Consider the following 19,129-nt stretch of genomic DNA (forward strand, 5'->3'; position numbering starts at 1 on the left):
GCCATGAACCTCCGCGACTGGAGACTTCGCCTGCGCGCCCTGGTCAGACCGCGCCCCGTCGAGCGCGACCTCCACGACGAGCTCGCCTTCCACATCGAGTGCGAGACGAAAAAGTTGATTGACGAGGGCATGGAGCCGGCGCGGGCGCGCCACACCGCGCGGGCCCGGTTTGGATCGCTGAGCGTGGCGGCCGACCAATGCCGCGACGAGCGCGGCACCGCTTTTGTCGACGACACCAGCCGCGACCTTCTTTACGCGTTGCGCGCGTTCAGACGCGCGCCGCTGACTGCCATCACGATCGTCGGCACTCTCGCGATCGGCCTCGGCGTCGTCGCGGTTCTCTTCACGATCCTGAACGTGTTCCTCTTTCGGGCCGACGCCGTGCCCGGCATTTCCGAGATGTACGGCATCGAACGGGTGCGGCAGACCGATGGCAATCGACCGCTCCTGACGCGGCCGCGCTTTGACGCCTTGCGCAGAGACACCCGCATCTTCACCGATGCCTACGCGGCGCTGCCCGACGTCGACGCGCGCGTCGAGGGTCAGATGATGGCGGTCACCCTCGTGTCCGGAAACTTCTTTCAGGTTCTCCGCGTCACGAGCGTCTTGGGCCGCGCGCTCGCGCCATCGGACGACGAACGATCGGGCGGCAATCGTGTCGTCGTGCTGAGCCACAAGGGATGGGAGCGCCGCTTCAATAGCGACCCCAAGGTTATTGGACGGACGGTGCTGGTCGGCGGCGCGCCGTTCGAGATCGTCGGCGTGATGCCGGCGGGATTCCGTGGCCTCGAGGTCAACGGGCCCGACTTCTGGACCCCCCTGTCACAGCGGGCGCAGTTCCGCCCTGAGGATGCGGGCAGGCAGGACACGGCCGGCGTGGACGTCGTGGGTCGGCTCGAGCCGGGCCTGTCGGTGGGGAGTGCCCGCGCGCAGTTGTCAGCCTGGGATGCCAATCAGCAAGGTTCCGCCGCCGATCGCCGTGCGATCAACATCGACCTGGTCCCAAGACGCGGCACCCTGCCACAGCCGATGGAAGCGGTCGCCGTCTTTGCGCCGTTGTTCGTCGTGTTCGGGCTGATTCTGCTGATCGGTTGCGCCAATGTCGCCAATCTGTTGCTGGCGCGCGGCGTCGCGCGCCACCGCGAGATCGGCATTCGACTCTCGCTCGGAGCGTCGCGGCGGCGCATTGTCCGCCAGCTGATGACCGAAAGCGTGCTGCTCGCGCTGGCGGCGGCCGGCGGCGGATACCTCGTCTCGCGTATCGCGCTCGAAGGATCCGTCTACTGGGTGACGCGCACCATGCCGGTGGATCTCGGAAACGTCGACCTCAACGTGCCGGCGGCCGATTGGCGCGTGGCGTTGTTCCTCGTGGTGGCGGCAGTCGCCGCCACGGCACTGTTCGCGCTGCTGCCGGCGCTGCAGGCGACGCGGATCGAGCCCGTGCGGACGCTGCGTGGCGAGCTGGTGCAGGGCGTGCGTCCCGGACGGGCGCGCAACGCGTTGATTGGCGTGCAGGTCTTCGCGTCCGCGCTGCTGTTGATCTGCGCCGCGATCTTTCTGCGCAGCGCCATCGCGTCATCGCGATTCGATCCCGGACTGCGCATCACCGACACACTGGTGATCGAGATCATCAATGAACCGAAGCGCACGGCCATGCTGCAGTCGATCGCGTCCGACGCGACGATCTCGGCGTATGCGGCCGTCCGGCCGAACCTGCTGAGCCAGCCGCGCGATGCGTTTGAAGACACGGGGGCCGGCAAGACAGCGGTGGCGTACAAGTTTGTCTCGGGCGGGTACTTCGACGTGCTCGGTATTCCGATCGTACGTGGGCGTTCGTTCACGCCGGCCGAACGCGAGGATCATCCGGTCGTCATCGTCTCCGAATCGGTTGCGCGCGCGCTGTGGCCAAGTGGTCAGGCCGTCGGCGAGACGTTCAGGCTCGAGCCGGCACTCGACGCCGCGGCGGCGCCCGACGGCAACCCGCCGCTGCCGTCGCACCTCGTCACCGTGGTCGGCGTCTCGCGCGATGTCGCAGGCTTCCGCTTTTCCGACGTCAAGGATGCGGGCGTTTTTGTGCCGACCGCCGTCGACGTGCCGAAGACGTCGGTGGTCGCACGCGTCAACGGCGACTCCGGGTTGGCCCGGCAAACGCTCCTCGACCATCTCACCAGGATCGATCCAAACATGGGGATGATCGTGACGATGCTCACGGTGGCGAGGCTCGAGACATTCTTCCTGGAGATCGCCTTCTGGGCCGCGCTGATTCTCGGCGGACTGGCCATGTTGCTGACCGTGTCGGGCTTGTTCGGCGTCCTGTCGTACCTCGTCGAGCAGCGCACCCGGGAGATCGGCGTACGAATGGCGCTGGGCGCCTCGTCGCGCCAGATCACGCGGTTCATGCTGTCGCAGACCGCCCGGCCGGTGATCTGCGGATTGGTGGGCGGCGCCGGGCTCGCCGCGACGCTCGCGACCGTGCTGCTCGCCACCCCATTCGGCGCGTTCATCTCTCAGATCGTGCACGTCACCGATCCGGTCGCGTACGCCGCAAGTCTGCTGGTGGTCGTGGCTGCCTGCCTGTTGGCGGCCTGGATCCCCGTAACGCGCGCCGCCCGCGTCGACCCGATGCAGGCGCTCCGGCAGGACTAGGGAGAGGAATCGACCGAGCCACCAAGACCGGCCGGTTCACTCCGGAATACCGTGGCTCGGCAACGGTGCGCCGTGGCCTGCCGCCTCAGTCTCGACAAATCCTCAGTAAAAACGCGGGTCCGACAGCGGCATCGAGATTGATGCTCGCTCACCAGATGGTTAAACCGTCTGGACAAAGAGAGCCGGACACCAAGACCCGCATCCTCGATGCCGCCGACGACATCTTCGTGCGGCGCGGCATCGACGGCGCACGCATGCAGGAGATCGCCGATCACGCCGGCGTGAACAAGGCGCTCCTTCACTATCACTTCCGATCGAAGGCGGCGCTCGCCCGCGCGGTCTGGCTTCGCATCGCCTCGTCGTTCGTGCCGGGCATTTTCCAGATGCTGGGGTCCGACCTCTCGCTCGACGACAAGATCGATCGTTTCGTCGAGGCCTACCACGCCAGGCTGACGCGCCATCCGTATCTGCTGTCCTACGTCGTCAGCGAAGCGGCGCGACATCCCGATCTCGTCGGCGACTTCTATTCCGCCGAGCGGCGACAGGCGGCGCACCGCATGATCGGAAAGCTGCGCGCCCAGATCGCGGAGCGGGCCGAAGCGACGAACGTGGCTCCGCTTTCGGCCGAGCAGTTTCTCGTGACGCTGGCCGGCAGTTGCCTGTTTCCGTTCGCTGCACGGCCGATGATCGTCGAACTCCTCGGCCTCGGGACGAAGGCCTTCGACGGTTTCATGGAACAGCGGCGAACGGATCTGCCGGCGTTTTTGAAAAGAGCGATCCAATGAACGGAGCGATACGCGGAGAAGGACGCTGATTCATGAGAAGACTCCTGGCTCTGGCCGTTCTCGCCGTATTGCTTGCCGTCGGCTGGTTCGTGTGGACCCACCGCAGGACCGCTGAATCTCCTTCAATGCTGGTACTCCACGGCAACGTGGACATCCGTCAAGTCTCGCTGGCTTTCGACGGCAGCGGCCGAATCGCCGAAATGAACGCTGACGAGGGAGACACGGTGAAGGCCGGCATGGTCCTGGCCCGGCTCGATACTCGAACGCTCGCCTTGCAGGGCGACCAGGCGGCCGCGCAAATCGACGTGCAGGAACAGATGCTGCGCAAAGTGCGCAGCGGCCCACGCGTGCAGGAGGTCGAGCAGGCGCGCAGCCGCCTCGCCGCGGCGCAGGCCGATCAGTCACGAGCGCAACAGGATCTCGCCCGACTCCGGGGCATCAGCGGCAAGACGGACGGTCGCGGCGTCAGCAAACAGGACGTCGATCGAGCTGAGAGCGCCGTGCAGACGACGTCGGCGCACGCCGACGAGGCGCGCGAGGCACTGCGCCTCCTCGAGGCGGGCTCGCGCCTCGAAGATATCGGGACGGCCGAGGCACAGGTCAAGGCATCGCGCGCACAACTGGCGTTGCTCCGGCATCAGATTGAACTAGGTGAGCTCAAGGCGCCGGTCGACGCCGTCGTACGATCGCGGCTGCTCGAACCGGGCGACATGGCGACGCCGCAGCGGCCGGTCTTCGCACTGGCGCTGACGCAGCCCAAATGGGTGCGGGTCTATGTCGCGGAGCCCGACCTCGGCAAGGTCAAACCCGGACAGTCCGCGCGCGTGCTGACCGACAGTCAACCCGATCCGCTGACCGGAAAAGTGTCGTTCATCGCATCGACGGCGGAGTTCACGCCCAAGTCGGTCGAGACCGAGCAACTGCGTACAAGCCTGGTCTACGAAGTCCGCATTCTCGTCGACGCCGCCGCGGATCGCCTTCGCCTCGGTCAGCCGGTGACGGTGCAGTTACCGACTGGTGGCTCGTGACCGAGTCTCCGGCGACGATCGTCGCCGAGGGGATCCGCAAGAACTTTCAGGCCCCCGGCGGAGGCACGACAAAGGCCATCGACGACGTCTCGATGGTCGTTCGTGCCGGTGCACTCACGGCCCTGGTCGGCCCGGACGGAGCGGGGAAAACGACGCTGATCCGCATGGTTGCCGGGTTGCTCACACCCGATGCGGGTCACCTGCGGGTGCTGGGCATCGACGTCACCGCGCGGCCGCAGGCGGTCCAGGATCGCATCAGCTACATGCCGCAGCGGTTTGGCCTGTACGAGGATCTGAGCGTCCAGGAAAACCTGGATCTCTATGCGGACCTGCACGGCGTGCCGGCGGCCGTGCGCAAGGAACGATTGACGCGGCTCCTCTCGATGACGGATCTCGCGTCGTTCACCAGGCGGCCCGCCGGCAAGCTCTCCGGCGGCATGAAGCAGAAACTCGGGCTGGCATGCACCCTCGTCCGATCCCCGGACCTGCTGCTCCTCGACGAGCCGAGCGTGGGCGTCGATCCGCTGTCGCGACGAGAGCTGTGGGCCATCGTGCAGCAGCTGGTCGACGCAGAGAAGTTGAGCGTCCTCATCAGTACGTCCTACATGGACGAGGCCGAACGCTGCACGCATGTCTTCGTCATGCATCACGGGCGGGTCTTGAGCGAAGGGGCACCGGCGGCGTTGCAAACGCGCGCGCACGGACTCACCTTCACGGCCACGCCACCGCCGGATGCGCCGGCGCGGTTGTTCCAGGCGCGGCTGTTCGACGCGACGGACCTCGTGCTCGACGCGGTCCCGCGAGGCGGGACCGTGCGCTTCATCACGCAGCCGAACGCCTCCGACGATCGCGTGAACGCGCTGCTCGCGCCGGCCATCAAAGAGCCTCGGCCGGAGGAGCTCGAAGACGCGTTCATGATGATGCTGCGGCAGAGCGAGGCGCAGGAGGCGCCCGCGACGGCTGCGGCGCCCGCGGTCAGCCACACGCGTGCAGCCGGGTCTGACGAGGTCGTGATCGCGGTCCGCGATCTCGTGCGCCGTTTCGGAGACTTCACGGCTGTCGCGAATACGTCCTTCGATGTGCGCCGGGGTGAGATCTTCGGGCTGCTTGGCCCCAATGGCGCCGGCAAGACCACGACGTTCCGTATGCTCTGCGGCCTGTTGCCCGCGACGAGCGGTCAGCTCGAAGTCGCCGGCGTCAACCTGCGGACCGCGCGCGCGCAGGCCCGCGGACATATCGGATACGTGTCGCAGAAGTTCTCGCTGTACAGCGATCTGAGTGTCCGTGAAAACCTCGAGTTCTTTGGCGGCACCTACGGATTGCGCGGCCAGCGCCTCCGCACGCGCGTCGCCGCCACCCTCGCGGAGTTCAACCTGGAGCCGACGGCCCGCAGTGGCGACCTGCCGGGCGGCTACAAACAGCGCCTGGCGATGGGCGTCGGCCTGTTGCACGAACCCGACATTCTGTTTCTCGACGAGCCGACGAGCGGGATCGACCCGTTGGCGAGGCGGGCCTTCTGGCGGTCGATCACCGCGCTGGCCGGACAGGGCGTGACGATCATCGTCACGACGCATTTCATGGAGGAAGCCGAGTACTGCGATCGCATCGCCATTCAGGATGCGGGCCATCTGCTGGCGATCGGTACGCCGCGCGAGGTCCGAGCGCAGGCTGGGACGCACGCCGCGGACATGAACGGCGCGTTCATCGCCATCGTCGAGCAGGCCCGCGCCGCGCATCGCGCCGAGGGGATCTCGGCATGAGCGCGTCGGGCTCTGTGCGTCGCTTCGTCGCGCTGCTGCGCAAGGAGACGCGGCAACTGCTCCGCGATCGCAGCAACCTGGCCGTGGGCCTGGTCCTTCCCGTGGTGCTGATCCTGCTCTTCGGCTATGGACTCTCGTTCGATGTCACCGACGCCCCGGTGGCGATCGTCCTCGAGGACCGTTCGCCGCAGGCGCGCGATGTGCTCGCAGGACTGCAAGGGTCGCCGTACATCGCGCCGGTCTGGACCACGGACATGCCCGACGCGGTGAGGCGCATGCGTCTTGGCGAGGTGCGCGGCGTGATGCGGATCCCGGTCGACTTCTCCCGGCAGCTGGCGCGCGGACAGGCGAAGGTGCAGCTGCTGGTGAACGGCGTCGACACCAATACGGCCGCGACGATTGAGGCCTACGTGTCCGGCGCCGTCGGCGTATGGGCCGAACGGCAGGCCGACCGCGCGGGCGAGGGTAACCGCGGGGCGGGCAGTGTCGTCGTCGTCTCGCGGATGTGGTTCAACGAAGCGTCGAGTAGCACGTGGTACCTCGTGCCCGGCCTCATCGCGCTGGTGCTGACGCTGATTGGCGCGTTCCTGACCTCGCTGCTGATCGCTCGAGAATGGGAGCGCGGCACGCTCGAATCGCTGTTCGTCACGCCGGTGAGGCCGCTGGAGCTGGTGCTCGCGAAGCTGGCACCGTACCTGGTGATCGGCATCATCGATCTCATCCTCTGCCTGATCGCGGCCCGATTCTTCTTCGAGGTGCCCATCCGCGGATCGCTCGGCGCCATTGCTCTGGTCTCCGTGCTGTATCTGATCGTGTCTCTGTCGTTGGGACTCTTCATCTCGGGTACGACACGCAACCAGTTCCAGGCGAGCCAGGTGGCGCTGCTGGCCAGCTTCATGCCGGCCATGATGCTCTCGGGGTTCATCTTCGATCTGCGAAACATGCCGGCGGCGGTCCAGGTCGTGAGTCAGTTTCTCCCGGCGACGCATTTCATGCCCCTGGTCAAGACGCTGTTCCTCGCCGGCGACAACTGGCCGATGGTCGCCCGGGAAGGCTCGATCCTGGCGCTCTACGGCCTCGTGCTCATCGCGGCCTCGCGCCGAAGCCTGCGCAAACGGCTGGTCTGAGCGTATGAGGACGATGCTGGATTTCATGGCGCGGGTCGGGTTCCTGTGTCGGAAGGAACTGCTGATGCTGGTCAAGGATCCGTCCAGCCGGGCGGTCATTTTCCTCCCCGCCCTCCTGCAATCGCTGCTCTTCGGGTATGGTGCGACCTACGACCTGAGGTACGCGCCGTACGCCGTCCTGGACCAGAGTGGCGGGGCTGCCTCCATGCGAATCCTGTCGAAGCTGACCGGCACGGCGGTGTTCCACCGCGTCGCCACCCTGCGCTCCGCCTCGGAGATCGCCGACGTCATCGACAGCGGTCAGGCGCTGCTGGTGCTCTGCTTTCCCGCGGACTTCGAATCGCGGCCCGCCTCCGGCCAACCTGCCCCGCTGCAGGTGATCCTCGACGGGCGCAACTCCTCGACCGCCGGCGCTGCCGCCGGACAGATCGGCGCCGTCGTGGCGGCGTACAACCAGGAGCGGGGCGGCGTGCCACCGATTACCATCGAGCGCCGCGCCTGGTACAACCCGAATCTGGAATCGCGCTGGTTCATCATGCCGGCGCTGATCGCCGCCCTCAGCATGCTGCAGACGCTGCTCCTGGCGGCCCTGTCGGTGGCGCGCGAACGCGAGCAAGGCACGTTCGACCAGCTCCTCGTCACGCCGCTCACGCCGATGCAGATTCTGATCGGCAAGGCGCTGCCGTCGATTCTGGTGGGAATCCTGCAGTCGACGACCATCCTGCTGATCATCCGCTTCTGGTTTCAGATTCCGCTCTACGGCTCGGTCTGGCTTCTGTATCTCGGACTGCTTTCGTTCACCACCGCGGCCGTCGGCATCGGGCTCTCGATCTCGGCGTTGTCGGTCAGCATGCAGCAGGCGATGCTCTACACGTTCCTGTTCATCCTGCCCATGATGCTGCTGTCTGGCCTGTATTCGCCGGTCGAGAACATGCCGCGCGTGCTTCAGATTGCCACCTACGTCAACCCGTTGCGTTTCGGCATGGACCTCGTCAGGCGCGTCTATCTCGAAGGCGCGGGGCTGCGCGAGATCGGATTCGACTTCGTCCCCATGCTGTGCATTGCGGGGGTGACGCTGCCGCTCGCCGCGTGGTTATTCCGAAACCGTCTGACGTAAGAAAGGAAGCGCCATCGTGTTCCTTCACTCGATCAGTCGCCGTCGCGATGTGGCGTCGTGCGCGGTCGCGCTGACGCTCAGTGCGTGCGCCAGCGGCGCGCCGCAATACGTCAAGCCGCAGCCGCCATCGCCTCCCGATTGGACGACGTGGCGCGGAGCGGGCGAGACGCTGCCCTCGCCGCCCGGGAGCGGCGAGGCCTTGCCGGCGAACTGGTGGGCCGCCTTCGACGATCCGGTCCTCGACGCACTGCAGGATCGCGCCGTCAAGGTGAGTCCGGATCTGCAGACCGCCGCCCTTCACTTCGCGCAGGCCCGCGTCCAGCGTCTTAGCGTGAGCGCGCAGCGTGGACCAAGCGTCGATCTGACCGCCGCCGCGACGGCCCAGCGTCAAAGCGAGTTCGGCGCGGGGATCCGCCTGATCGACGCGATCGGCGCCGACCGCGACAAGATCGTGCCGTTGATCTCGGAGCCGTTCGGTTTCTATCAGGTGGGTTTCGACGCGTCTTGGGAACTGGATCTCTGGGGACGTATCAAGTCGTCCGTCGAGCAGGCGGACGCCGACATTGCGCGGCAGGGCGCGCTGCTCGATCTCGCGCGCGTCAGCCTCGCGAGCGACCTGGCCAACGGCTTCTTCGACGTGCGGAACACGCAGCGGCTGATTCGCGTCACGCGCGAGCAGATCGCGGCGCTGGAGGATCGCCTGTCGATCATCCAGGCCCAGGTCGAGGGTGGAACCGTCGACGGTCTGTTCCTCGAGCGCCAGCGCGCGGACCTGGCAGCGCTCAAGTCGCAACTGCCGCCACTGCTGGCGCGCGAAGCGGCGAGCGCCAATCAGATCGCGCTGCTCGTCGGTGAGCACCCGGGAGCGCTTCAGAACCAGCTCGCGCCTCTCTCGACTGACCAGGCGATGCCGCTCCCGGACCTGACGCTGGGATTGCCGTCCGAGGTCGCGTCACGACGTCCGGACATTGCCGCCGCCGAAGCGCGTCTTCGAGCGGCGACGGCCGGCATCGGTGTCGCCCGTGCGCAGTTGTATCCCAGCATTCGCCTGGGCGCCCACTTCGGTTACGAGTCCTACCAAGGCAGCGAGTTTCTGAGTTGGGGCAGCCGTCTCTGGTCGGTTGGCCCCAGCCTCGACCTTCCGCTGTTTGATCGCGGCCGGCGCAAGTCCATTGTGCGATTGCGCGAGCTGGAGCAGCAGGAGGCCGCGGTGGCTTACCAGCGCACGGTGCTGGCCGCGTGGAAGGAGATCGACGACGCGATCACGGCATACACCGCGGAGCGACAGCAGCAGATCGACCTCGTCGCGCGCGAGCAAAGCGCCCGCGAGTCGCTCGACCTTGCCCAGGCTCGCTACGACGGCGGAGCCGTGGATTTCGTCAGCGTCCTGGACAGTCAACGGAGCTATCTACAAGCGCGATTCGACGTCGTCGCGAGCGACGGACGGCTGCTGAGTCAATTCGTCGCGATCAATCGCGCACTGGGCAACGCACCCAAGCTCCAGCGTCAACCCGATCCGAAGTGAATGGGTCTGGCCGCTCTTGACAGGCGCGACGATGCCGCCATAATGGCGGGGCTCCCACACGGTCACGGAGGGTTGAGTGCTGCCCACGCTGGGCGCCGCGAGACGGGGCGCAACCGCAAACTGCTTCTGACGAGTCAGCCGGTCCGTTAATATCGAATTACTTGATGCTCGACCGATGGACCGATCAAGTGCCACCGCTGCATGGCGACCTGGCGACGCTTCGCGAGGTCGCCGCATCCGATGTCCATCCGCTGTTCACCCTGTTCTCGGATCCCGCGGTGACCGCGTACATGGCTCCTCCACCCCCGACGCCCGCCAAGTTCGCGGGGTTTGTCGAATGGTCACACCAGCAGCGCGCGCAAGGCCATGGTGTCTGCTTCGGAATCGTACCTGATGGCATGACAGCAGCGGTCGGGATCCTCCAGATCCGCCTTGATCCGGCGCTGTCGGAAGCCGAATGGGGATTTGTGCTGAGCGCACATTTCTGGTCCACGGGCGTGTTTGCCGATTCGGCCAACATGCTCGTGGAGTTTGCGTTCACGACCCTGCATGTCGAGCGTCTGGAAGCGCGCATTGCGCTGCGCAATCGGCGGGCGCACGCCGCCGTGCAAAAACTCGGTGCCCGGTTCGAGTCGACGCTGGCGGCATCGTCACCGCAGGGTATTCCGCGCGATCCAGAGTCGGTGTGGACCCTGCGAGAGCCAGACTGGCGGAACCGCGTGCGCGATCGTCGGGTGCCGGCACAGAACGCGGCGGAACGGATCCGGACTGCGGTCGACGCGACGGAGCGCCAGCTGCGGCAAAGCGACGCGGCGGAGACGGCCGAACCGTATCCGTTGTTCCTCTTCGACCGCCGCCGACGAGAATGAAGACGCTCCCTAAACCGTCGCGCTTGGCGCAGCGAGCACATCCTTGAGAAACTGGACGGCCTAGGGAGAATCGCTCGGACGTTCTCGTCGTTCGATCGCCCGCGTGCAACTCGACGGCAGCGCTCAGCTCGGCCGGAGCTATCGGCGGCCCGACTTGCTCTTTGCCGTCCTTGGAGCGCCGACGGCCGCGAGTTCCTCTTCGTCGCCATTGCCGGGATGGGCAGCGTCGGCGGCGTTCTGATTGATGCCCCCCTCGGCCAGCGCAGAGAGCTTTTTGTCGGCCGCCTTTTCTTCGTCGAGATTCTGCTGCAATAGCCTCACGGCTTGGTCGTGCCCCATCGACGTTGCCCAGGCGATCAACGTCCCGTAGGCGGCCATTTCGTAGTGCTCAGCGCGCTGACCGGCCGCAATCAGGCAGGCATCCATCGTTGTGTCGTCGAAGTCTTCTTCCATGACCGACTTGCCCTCTTCGATGATGCCGGCGGTCCCGTCACAGTGCTTGCCGCGGACCTTCTCGTCGAGGCTGGCAAACACCTGCTCCAATCGCTTGATCTGATTCTCGGTTTCCTTCAGATGGCTCTCGAAGGCCTGGCGGAGCTTCGGATCCGAGGCCGCCTTTGCCAGCTTTGGTAGCGCCTTGGTCAGTTGCTTCTCGGAATCGTATGAGTCGCGCAGCTCATCGATGAATGCGTCGTGCAGAGTTCGAGCGTCGGCCATGTCAGTCTCCCTGGGTCGTCGGACCGTGAGCGTTGATTTCGCCAGATAGAAGGTGAAGGATCGATGTCTCTGAAAAGAAGCGAGCAAAACGGGAGCCAACGCACGCGAGGAACGTCCAATACATCGCGTGCGAGATCGCCTTGCGTGTCGCCTCCGCTCCCTGGCGCATCTGTGCGTCGGCCTCGTCGACGCGACGCCGCGTTGTCCTTGTCAACCGTTGACGGGGTCGTTCGCAAGAGCGTGTCGACGACATAGCTCTCGGCGCCGAGCGCCGCCGACGCTGGCGCTGTTCCAGACGAGGCCGACGTATTCGATAGCGCCCAGCGAACACGCCTGCGCTGAAGTCGAACGAGTTCACTGCCTCATGACTCGACACCGCAATGCCGCGGTAACTGTAGAACTGACGAACACATTCCCAAGAGGCAGACCTAGGCGGTTGGACCGCCCAATTGGCGCGAATGCAGGCGGCCGCCCAACCAAGTCTGAGCACTCCGCTACGTACCCGCCAGCAGTTGCATCACGGAGGACTTGTTGGGAGGGTTTTGAGCGAATTCCTGGACGAGCTTGTGGCATCGAAGTTGATACCTGAGGAATCGTGCCTGGGACACCTTCGTCGCCGGCGAGCACGCCGGAACTGCAGAACATTCAAGCCATCGTCAACTTGGAGCGGGGCACACAGGAGAGCCGGTCGGTCATCGACCGTTTCACGGATGCGGTCAGCAGGGCTGCGAGCAGCCCCTCTTTCATCGTCGCGCATATCGTCTGGTTCGCCACGTGGATCGGATTGAACCTGCATCGCGCGGCGTTCGATCCTTTCCCGTTCAATTTGCTGACGTTGGCCGTGTCCCTTGAAGCCATTGTCCTCACGGGTTTCGTCCTGATGGCACAGGGCCGGATGACTCAGCAGGCCGACAAGCGCGCCCATCTTGATCTGCAGATCAATCTGCTGGCCGAGCAGGAGCTGACGGCCATTCTCGAAGTGCTGTGTCTGGTCGCCGACAAGAACGGCGTCGATGTGGCGGCATGCGATCCGCGGCTTCAACAACTGCTCGAACGAACGGACGTGCGCCGGCTCTCCGCCGACCTCGACCGAGGATTGGCGACAGTGAGCAAATCGTCAGGCGACGTCACAGATTCGCACGAACATCGGGCCGCGCGATCGCGGCCCCTGGCAACCAAGCCGGCGAGCACGCGGTAAACGACCCGATTGGACCTCGATGCCCGAGCCACGACTTATCCCGCTGGGTCAGTCGTAAACCTGGCCATGATCGGTCGGTCAGGCGCAGTTCGCTCGCAGCCTCACGCGTGCGCGGCGATCCACAGGCTCATCATTGAAGGGTGGGACCATTCATCACACCCCAGACATGGGGCGACGTCAACCAATCCGGCGGCAGCGCATCAACGGGCGATGGCTGCCGATAGCGGACGTCCGGTCGCCGAAGGCAATGACACCCCGAGCCACGCGGCAAGGGTGGGGGCCACGTCGAGGTTGGAGATCACGCCGAGCGTCGCGCCTTTCCGTACGCCCGCGCCGGAGGCGATGAACACGGCGCGCATGTCCGGATCGGTATTGAGGTAACCGTGTGCGCCGATGTTCGCGCCGGCGGGCACGGTCTCGATCGCCGGGCCGTCGATACCATCGACGAAGGCCACGCCTTCGCGCGCCGCGACGACGACTTCGGCCATCCGCGGCTGCACGTCTGGTGATGGAAACCCGGCGGCCGCGAACTCCGATGGCGTCAGGACGGTGCCGACGCCAGCGGTGCCCTCGAACGCGGCCTTCACCGCCGTGATCGTCGCGGCCTTGTCCACGCTGTCGGTGACGTAAATCATCGCCGTGCCGCCTTCGGCAATTGCCCAGGCGCGGCTGCCGAGACCCTTTTCCTTCAGGACGACGTTCGCGCGAACGCGCTGCTTGAACGTCTTGAAGCCGTGATCCGACACGATCACGAACGTCGTCTGGGCCAGCAGTCCGGCCTGTCGCGCGGCGTCGACCACGCGCGCGACGCGCGCATCGGCGAGCGCGATGGCCGTCTGCGCGCCAAGCGATCGCGCGCCGGCCTGGTGCTGCATGCTGTCGGTCGTCAGCAGATGCAGCAACAGCAGATTCGGCCGGTGGTGTGCGATCAGGAACTCGGCGGCCCGGGTCCAGATTTCATCGCGGAACGTGATCGGCGCCCTGGCAAACAGATCGAGATCGAGGTCGGTAATCGCGCCGGCCGCGACCATCTCGCGCGCCAGCGGCGCCTGCGGTTTACTGTACTCGGAGAAGGCCCAGGTGATCGTCGGTGCGTTCTCGATTGCCACCCAGTCGATCTCAGCGGTCGTCAGGCCCGCAGCGTGGGCCGCGTCATAGACCGTCGGCGCCTGGACCAGTTGCGGCTTGTCGACGTGCGCCTCGATACGGACCGGCGCATCGGTCGACCCGGCGGCCGCGCGGACGGGCAATCCGTTGTAGAGCAATCCGTGGCGTTCCGGCGGGACGCCCGTGACGAGCGTGGTGTGATTAGGCCAGGTCACCGTCGGATTGACGGGAATCATGGCCTCAGCCATCACCCCGTCACGCGCCAGCGCCCGAAGCGTCGGCAACGGAATCGCCGGATCGGCGAGGGCGTAGGCCGCCAGTCCGTCGATGCTGATCACGACGACGTGACGATCGACCGGCGGGGCCTGGACGACGAGGGCCACGAACGCGGCCGCAAGAGCGAGTCTCATGGTCGCCGATTCTACAGGGTCTCCTGCGACGTCCGGGTCGCGCCCAGCGTGACGAGAAGCTCGTCCAGTTGGTCGAATGTCTCGCCCATCGCATCCGCCGCCCCGGTGCCGGCCGCGTCGAGAGCTTCCTTCGAGGGATAGAGCTCGCGCATCACCAGCAGCGTCGTGCCACCTTTTTCCTCGAAGGTCACTGTGGTGACGGGCCCATCGTCACCGCCTTCGTCATTGGTCCAGACGAGGCGCGAGTGCGGTGTCACTTCGACATACCGACCGAAGAACTCGGCAGCGTTCGAGGCATCGTGACCGAACACCAAACGGTAGCCGCCCCCGACGCGAACATCCATCTCGCAGGAACGCAAGAACATCCCCAACGACTTCGGTACCCACCACTGCTTGAACAGCTCGGGCTTGGTCCACGCCTCGAACACGATGCGCGCCGGACCGTTGAACGTTCGGGTGACGACGAGCTCACGCTCGGACTTCCGTTCGACAGTCGTGCGGTTCTTCACCGGTGTGGCCTCATTCTCTCTTCTTACGTCCATCGCCCTTCTTCTTCCGTTTCAATTCCTCGACAATCTTGTCCAACTCGTCGAAGCGCGCGTCCCACAGCCGGCGATGCCTCTCGATCCAGGCCGTCTCTTCCTCCAGTCGGCGCGGGCCGAGCGTGCAGGTCCGCACGCGCCCGACCTTCTCCGTGGCGACGAGCCCGGCTTCCTCCAACACGCCAACGTGCTTCTTCATGCCCGTGAGGGTCATATGGAACTTCTCGGCAAGGTCTGTGATCGACGCGTCGGAACGTCCGAGCTGCTCCAGAACGCCCCGTCGAGTGGCATCTGAGAGCGCGGCGAACGAGTCGTCAAGACGGCCTTGCGAATAGTGAACCATTGTGTTCAGTATACACGCAACGAGGGCGAACTGAGGGGCTCCGGGTTTTTCAGGCCAAACGCTGGGTGAGTCTGCGGCATAATCCGGCCCAGACGGGCCAGGAGGCGTGCCGTGAAGAAACGGTTCTCGCCGTGTTGCAGCAGGCGGCCCAGGGCGTACCGGGGATCTGTGCCGCAAGGTGGGGATCTCCGAGCAGAGCTTCTACCGCTGGAAAAAGGTCTACGGCAGCGTGCAGCCCAGTGAAGCGCGCGAGCTGAAGCAGCTCCGCGACGAGGTGACGAAGCTGAAGCGCCTGGTCGCCGACTTGTCGCTCGACAAGGTCATGCTGCAGGACGTGATCCAAGAAAAGTTCTAAAACCCGTCAAGCAGAAAGACGTGATGCGGTACTTGACGGGGCACTACGCCATCAGCGCACGCCGGGCGTGCGGCGTGATCCGCGCGACGCGGTCGACCGCGTACTACAAGAGTCGTCGCAACCCGCTGACCGCTCTCCGGGCGCGCATGCGAGAGCTCGCGCAGACGCGTGTCCGATTCGGCTACCGGCGTCTCCGCATCCTCCTCCACCGAGAAGGCTGGGAGGTCGGCAAAGAGCCCTTTTACCGGGTGTACACCGAGGAAGGGCTGGCGCTGCGGCGCCAGCGACCGTGAGCGCCACGCGACGGCCGTCCATCGCGAGCAGCGGCGCCCGGCGATGGCGCGGAACGACATCTGGAGCATGGACTTCGTCGCCGAAGAGCTCACCGACGGCCGGCGGTTCCGGACGTTGACGGTGCTGGATCTCTTCACCCGCGGGTCCAATATCGAAGTGCTTATAACCTTCATTCGAAGGGTAGGCGTTTGAAGCCGGGATGTCGGTACTGGGCCACTGACCGGCGTCGCCTTAGCGCGCTAATCAGTGTCTTAGGTAACAGATCTCGCACTGTCAGCCGTGCAGGCGCCGCGGTCCAGTGGTCCGGATGGTCACCGGTGTTCGATGCCGAAACGTAGTCTGACTGCTGCGGCATCGTCAGAAAAGGCGTTACCATCGAGACGCGTCTCGCCAGCACCATTAACATCACTTGGTAAGGCCCGACTAGCTCAACGCGGCCGCCAATCGACATCGGATCGGCTACTTCAAACCAAGCCGCCCGGTCCCTGGCATCACAGGCGATCATTCGCACGACCTGAAAGCCATTGTCAGGCGAAAGCGCCCGAAAAAATAGCTCCGGGCTGAACTGGTAAAAACCGTGGCCACAAAAATTATTTACACCTGAACAGGTAATTAAGTGCCCATCAGCGGCGACGAGTTCCATGCAATTGCGCAGCGCTTGAGGAAAATTGAACACATGTTCAAGTGTGCCTGCGTCAAAGACCAGACTGTAACGAGCGAGGATGCCTTCCGGAAGCGGAGTACCAAGATCGTGAAGAATCGTCGCACCTTCGTAGTTAGATCGATCTAATGAGTCGATGACGTCGGCGCCGAGAAACCGGAAAACCTCTTCAGCATAAGGCCCCGATCCCACCGCATCACGGAGATACGCGGGCGCCCCCTCGGGTGCGACATACAGGCGTTGCCGACCAATCATGAGGGTGCGGGCAAAGTTGACGCGATACTGTTGAGCCAATGAGAGAAACCGCAAGGTATTGGAGTCAATTCCCATATTTCACAACTCAACGACAAAGCATGCGTGGTGCGCCGTCGTCAAAATGCAGTGCACCCGAGATTCATCGGAGTACTTAACGCCCGAGCGACCGGATTCGAGATCCCGCTAGACGACGATTAGCCCAGCCATCTCACTGCGGCCCTACTGCCGCGCTCCACGTTACGCGTGTCGGCCCTTCATAAGTCGTTGCGCCACGTTGGCTTTGCATCGTCTCGAGAACGAATGCTTCAGGAGATTCCATGCACGGGCAAATCACTCGTCAATGTTCGGAGTCTCGATTGTACCGCCGCCTCACTCATTGATCGCCATTGAGCCGGAGATAGGTCTAGAAGCCGCCGAAACCACTTATGGAGGTCTTTTCTTACTTGCCCAGCCGACATTTCGAGCGACCGCGTCTATCGACCAGGGATGTCGACGAAGCAATCGCGCAGCCTCGACCACACGAACCGTTGCATGGAAATGAGTCAGCGAGCAGCCGCACTCATTCGCGAATCGGGAAGAGCGTCGTGCACGAGTACCCTGAAGTTGATCAAAATGACACTCGAAAATGTCACTTCGGCCTCTCTGGGACGAAGATCGCTGAAATTATTAAGGAATTGTGCAAAAAGGGCAGAGTGGCTGGCCGTCAGGGACGGCTTTCGCAACTGGTTGATACAGGCGGGTTAATGCGCGTCGGGCGTGCACCCAGTTCCTCCCAGCGACTGCTTGTAACCATCGACTTTTCAGGCGAGCGCCAGCTGGTGGCTCTGGTGACTACTGTTGGAACGCGACCTTCCAACGTTTGCGGGGATCCTGGAAAACGACGCCTTCCGGATCGCATGCGTCCGGGTCGTAGTCGCCGCCGGCCCACTGCATCATTGACGCGTGCTCCGAGTGTTTCGAGTTCGCGATGATTTTCAGAAAATCAAGGTAGCCACGCACCCCACCACAATCCTCTGGCGGGCATCGTCGAGCGCCGGCCAGACACCGCGGGTAGTTCAGCGAGGTCTCGGCCAACTCCGTCCCCTCGTGCACCAGCAGATGCTCCCAGTCGTCGCCAAAGTCGTAGGCGTACAGCGTGGGAAGAGCGTGCCAGGGGCGAGACCCGAAATAGCTCGACACGGAAACCTCCCAGCCGGGAACGACCGGCCGATCTTCGGGATCATCGTCGGTAGGAATGCCGATCGACACCATGTGTTTCTCATCGGCGTCAAGGAGACGGAACACGATAAGGAACTGGTGGACTGCTGTGGGCCGACCACGCGGAACTGCCGACTTTCGCCGCGCGGGTATCTTAGCCATCGGCACCCTCTCCCTTGTGAGTTGCGCCTCGCCACGGGATGAGAACCCCTTCGTCGGTGAGTTCGAACAGCCGCAGTGACTGGGGTGCGCTCAAGAGTTCCTCGACGGCCCTGCGCCAGACTTCGATCCGTTCCGTGAGTCGTCGGGCCTGACGGACGCGCGAGACCACGACAATAGATGCCACGGACTCACCGAACAGGAAATCCTCGTCTTGTGTGAGGAAGAGGACCTCGGAACTGGAGAGTCGCGTGCGGATTCGCGTGTCTGATGCGCCGCGCCAGCCGAGCGTGATGATGTGCTCAACCTGCACGCCGTCCAACTCGAGGACGCGAACCAATCCCAAAGGGAAGTTCTCGTCCAGCAGGACCTTCACGATGCGTGACGAACGGCTGGCGGGAGGTGCGCGGCGACGTGCGCGACGTACGCCAACGCGGCGCGGACCTGTTCGAGGCTCAGGTCGTACTCCGCGGCTACGGTGTCGGCCGATTCACCAGCTGCCAACGCGCCGACGATCGTGGCGACGTCGATGCGCGTGCCGCTGAGGCACGGCTTCCCGAAGCGAATGTCAGGGTCCATGGAGACGCCCGGGAAGACTTCCATAAGCGACAACTCTAACACCGGCGGCGAGACTCATACCTGGCCGAGCACGACCGGTTCCGCCGAACACCCGCCTGGGATTCGAACCAGCGGGATTTACGACAACTTGTTGATAACGCTGATGTTTGGTCGGCGGGTGACCCGGCCGTCGCGCGTGCGGGCGTGACGCTGCCGAAATTCGGAACGCTCAACTGCTTGCAGCGCCAGACGTTGGGTGGCTTCGATGGAAGTGGCTGGGTGTTAGGGACGGAATTCGCAACTACCTCGTCACCGCGGCGTGACCCGAAGCCCGATCAAGTGATTGAGCGGGCCCGAGTTGCAGGTGCAACCTCAGGATGACTGTCCGAAATCGGCATACAAAATTTGGACAAGGCGACGTCAGTCTGGTAGCTCTTCACGCTTTGTCGCGCCGAGCTGGTCTGTGAAATCAGATC

At 64.6% G+C, this 19,129-nt stretch carries 19 protein-coding genes; 11 read left to right on the forward strand and 8 right to left on the reverse strand.

The window, feature by feature from the left end:
* Nucleotides 1–3: 3 nt before the first annotated feature.
* The 8 genes from VGI12_12585 (at nt 4) to VGI12_12620 (ending at nt 10,857) form a co-directional block, all read left to right on the forward strand.
* Nucleotides 4–2,646, forward strand: a complete 2,643-nt coding sequence (locus tag VGI12_12585) for an ABC transporter permease (protein ID HEY2433504.1) — start codon at nt 4–6, stop codon at nt 2,644–2,646.
* A gap of 155 nt (nt 2,647–2,801) precedes the next feature.
* Nucleotides 2,802–3,431 carry a TetR/AcrR family transcriptional regulator gene (locus tag VGI12_12590; protein HEY2433505.1) on the forward strand — a complete coding sequence of 210 codons (630 nt, stop codon included), beginning with the start codon at nt 2,802–2,804 and terminating at the stop codon, nt 3,429–3,431.
* A 125-nt stretch (nt 3,432–3,556) separates the two neighbouring features.
* On the forward strand, nt 3,557–4,459 hold the full coding sequence (locus VGI12_12595) for an HlyD family efflux transporter periplasmic adaptor subunit (GenBank protein ID HEY2433506.1): 903 nt from the start codon (nt 3,557–3,559) through the stop codon (nt 4,457–4,459).
* Nucleotides 4,456–6,219 (forward strand): ATP-binding cassette domain-containing protein, encoded by a 1,764-nt coding sequence (locus VGI12_12600; GenBank protein HEY2433507.1) that lies wholly within the window; start codon nt 4,456–4,458, stop codon nt 6,217–6,219. Before VGI12_12595 ends, VGI12_12600 begins: the two co-directional genes overlap by 4 nt.
* A complete protein-coding gene (locus VGI12_12605) occupies nt 6,216–7,346 on the forward strand; it encodes an ABC transporter permease (GenBank protein ID HEY2433508.1) in 1,131 nt (376 codons plus the stop codon). Before VGI12_12600 ends, VGI12_12605 begins: the two co-directional genes overlap by 4 nt.
* A 4-nt stretch (nt 7,347–7,350) precedes the next feature.
* The gene (locus VGI12_12610) at nt 7,351–8,463 is read left to right on the forward strand and encodes an ABC transporter permease (protein ID HEY2433509.1); all 1,113 of its coding nucleotides are present in this window, start codon (nt 7,351–7,353) and stop codon (nt 8,461–8,463) included.
* 49 nt (nt 8,464–8,512) lie between these two features.
* On the forward strand, nt 8,513–9,988 hold the full coding sequence (locus VGI12_12615; protein HEY2433510.1) for an efflux transporter outer membrane subunit: 1,476 nt from the start codon (nt 8,513–8,515) through the stop codon (nt 9,986–9,988).
* A 164-nt stretch (nt 9,989–10,152) separates the two neighbouring features.
* Nucleotides 10,153–10,857 (forward strand): GNAT family N-acetyltransferase, encoded by a 705-nt coding sequence (locus VGI12_12620; protein ID HEY2433511.1) that lies wholly within the window; start codon nt 10,153–10,155, stop codon nt 10,855–10,857.
* Between the two features lie 138 nt (nt 10,858–10,995).
* On the opposite strand, the gene VGI12_12625 is transcribed toward VGI12_12620, so the two are convergent.
* The gene (locus tag VGI12_12625; protein HEY2433512.1) at nt 10,996–11,574 is read right to left on the reverse strand and encodes a ferritin-like domain-containing protein; all 579 of its coding nucleotides are present in this window, start codon (nt 11,572–11,574) and stop codon (nt 10,996–10,998) included.
* Between the two features lie 595 nt (nt 11,575–12,169).
* Between VGI12_12625 and VGI12_12630 the strand changes: the two genes are divergently transcribed.
* Complete coding sequence (locus VGI12_12630) at nt 12,170–12,772, forward strand: DUF1003 domain-containing protein (GenBank protein HEY2433513.1); 603 nt, start codon at nt 12,170–12,172, stop codon at nt 12,770–12,772.
* Nucleotides 12,773–12,972: 200 nt separating this feature from the next.
* Here the strand turns inward: VGI12_12630 and VGI12_12635 are convergent, their stop codons facing one another.
* The 3 genes from VGI12_12635 to VGI12_12645 are packed head-to-tail and all read right to left on the reverse strand — an operon-like array spanning nt 12,973 to nt 15,174.
* A complete protein-coding gene (locus tag VGI12_12635; GenBank protein HEY2433514.1) occupies nt 12,973–14,289 on the reverse strand; it encodes an ectonucleotide pyrophosphatase/phosphodiesterase in 1,317 nt (438 codons plus the stop codon).
* An 11-nt stretch (nt 14,290–14,300) separates the two neighbouring features.
* A complete protein-coding gene (locus VGI12_12640; GenBank protein ID HEY2433515.1) occupies nt 14,301–14,798 on the reverse strand; it encodes an SRPBCC family protein in 498 nt (165 codons plus the stop codon).
* A gap of 10 nt (nt 14,799–14,808) precedes the next feature.
* Complete coding sequence (locus tag VGI12_12645) at nt 14,809–15,174, reverse strand: metalloregulator ArsR/SmtB family transcription factor (GenBank protein ID HEY2433516.1); 366 nt, start codon at nt 15,172–15,174, stop codon at nt 14,809–14,811.
* A gap of 166 nt (nt 15,175–15,340) precedes the next feature.
* Between VGI12_12645 and VGI12_12650 the strand changes: the two genes are divergently transcribed.
* Together VGI12_12650 and VGI12_12655 are read left to right on the forward strand one after the other, a co-directional pair.
* Nucleotides 15,341–15,529 carry a transposase gene (locus VGI12_12650; GenBank protein ID HEY2433517.1) on the forward strand — a complete coding sequence of 63 codons (189 nt, stop codon included), beginning with the start codon at nt 15,341–15,343 and terminating at the stop codon, nt 15,527–15,529.
* A 23-nt stretch (nt 15,530–15,552) separates the two neighbouring features.
* The gene (locus tag VGI12_12655; protein ID HEY2433518.1) at nt 15,553–15,822 is read left to right on the forward strand and encodes an IS3 family transposase; all 270 of its coding nucleotides are present in this window, start codon (nt 15,553–15,555) and stop codon (nt 15,820–15,822) included.
* A 170-nt stretch (nt 15,823–15,992) separates the two neighbouring features.
* Here the strand turns inward: VGI12_12655 and VGI12_12660 are convergent, their stop codons facing one another.
* The 4 genes from VGI12_12660 to VGI12_12675 all read right to left on the reverse strand — a co-directional run bounded on the left by VGI12_12660 (nt 15,993) and on the right by VGI12_12675 (nt 18,698).
* On the reverse strand, nt 15,993–16,814 hold the full coding sequence (locus VGI12_12660) for a hypothetical protein (protein ID HEY2433519.1): 822 nt from the start codon (nt 16,812–16,814) through the stop codon (nt 15,993–15,995).
* 756 nt (nt 16,815–17,570) lie between these two features.
* Nucleotides 17,571–18,098 (reverse strand): plasmid pRiA4b ORF-3 family protein, encoded by a 528-nt coding sequence (locus VGI12_12665; protein ID HEY2433520.1) that lies wholly within the window; start codon nt 18,096–18,098, stop codon nt 17,571–17,573.
* Nucleotides 18,091–18,471 (reverse strand): DUF5615 family PIN-like protein, encoded by a 381-nt coding sequence (locus VGI12_12670; protein ID HEY2433521.1) that lies wholly within the window; start codon nt 18,469–18,471, stop codon nt 18,091–18,093. Before VGI12_12670 ends, VGI12_12665 begins: the two co-directional genes overlap by 8 nt.
* Nucleotides 18,468–18,698 carry a DUF433 domain-containing protein gene (locus VGI12_12675; protein HEY2433522.1) on the reverse strand — a complete coding sequence of 77 codons (231 nt, stop codon included), beginning with the start codon at nt 18,696–18,698 and terminating at the stop codon, nt 18,468–18,470. The genes VGI12_12670 and VGI12_12675 overlap by 4 nt, the downstream gene beginning before the upstream one ends.
* Between the last annotated feature and the right edge of the window lie 431 nt (nt 18,699–19,129).

Source organism: Vicinamibacterales bacterium (assembly GCA_036496585.1).
Classification (GTDB): Bacteria; Acidobacteriota; Vicinamibacteria; order Vicinamibacterales; family 2-12-FULL-66-21; genus JAICSD01.

Bases quoted from the DNA above. Each gene is read 5' to 3' on its own strand.
- VGI12_12585 (HEY2433504.1), top strand. From the start codon at position 4: ATGAACCTCCGCGACTGGAGACTTCGCCTGCGCGCCCTGGTCAGACCG.
- VGI12_12590 (HEY2433505.1), top strand. From the start codon at position 2,802: ATGGTTAAACCGTCTGGACAAAGAGAGCCGGACACCAAGACCCGCATC.
- VGI12_12595 (HEY2433506.1), top strand. From the start codon at position 3,557: ATGCTGGTACTCCACGGCAACGTGGACATCCGTCAAGTCTCGCTGGCT.
- VGI12_12605 (HEY2433508.1), top strand. From the start codon at position 6,216: ATGAGCGCGTCGGGCTCTGTGCGTCGCTTCGTCGCGCTGCTGCGCAAG.
- VGI12_12610 (HEY2433509.1), top strand. From the start codon at position 7,351: ATGAGGACGATGCTGGATTTCATGGCGCGGGTCGGGTTCCTGTGTCGG.
- VGI12_12620 (HEY2433511.1), top strand. From the start codon at position 10,153: ATGCTCGACCGATGGACCGATCAAGTGCCACCGCTGCATGGCGACCTG.
- VGI12_12625 (HEY2433512.1), bottom strand. From the start codon at position 11,574: ATGGCCGACGCTCGAACTCTGCACGACGCATTCATCGATGAGCTGCGC.
- VGI12_12635 (HEY2433514.1), bottom strand. From the start codon at position 14,289: ATGAGACTCGCTCTTGCGGCCGCGTTCGTGGCCCTCGTCGTCCAGGCC.
- VGI12_12645 (HEY2433516.1), bottom strand. From the start codon at position 15,174: ATGGTTCACTATTCGCAAGGCCGTCTTGACGACTCGTTCGCCGCGCTC.
- VGI12_12655 (HEY2433518.1), top strand. From the start codon at position 15,553: ATGCGGTACTTGACGGGGCACTACGCCATCAGCGCACGCCGGGCGTGC.
- VGI12_12660 (HEY2433519.1), bottom strand. From the start codon at position 16,814: ATGGGAATTGACTCCAATACCTTGCGGTTTCTCTCATTGGCTCAACAG.
- VGI12_12665 (HEY2433520.1), bottom strand. From the start codon at position 18,098: ATGGCTAAGATACCCGCGCGGCGAAAGTCGGCAGTTCCGCGTGGTCGG.
- VGI12_12675 (HEY2433522.1), bottom strand. From the start codon at position 18,698: ATGGAAGTCTTCCCGGGCGTCTCCATGGACCCTGACATTCGCTTCGGG.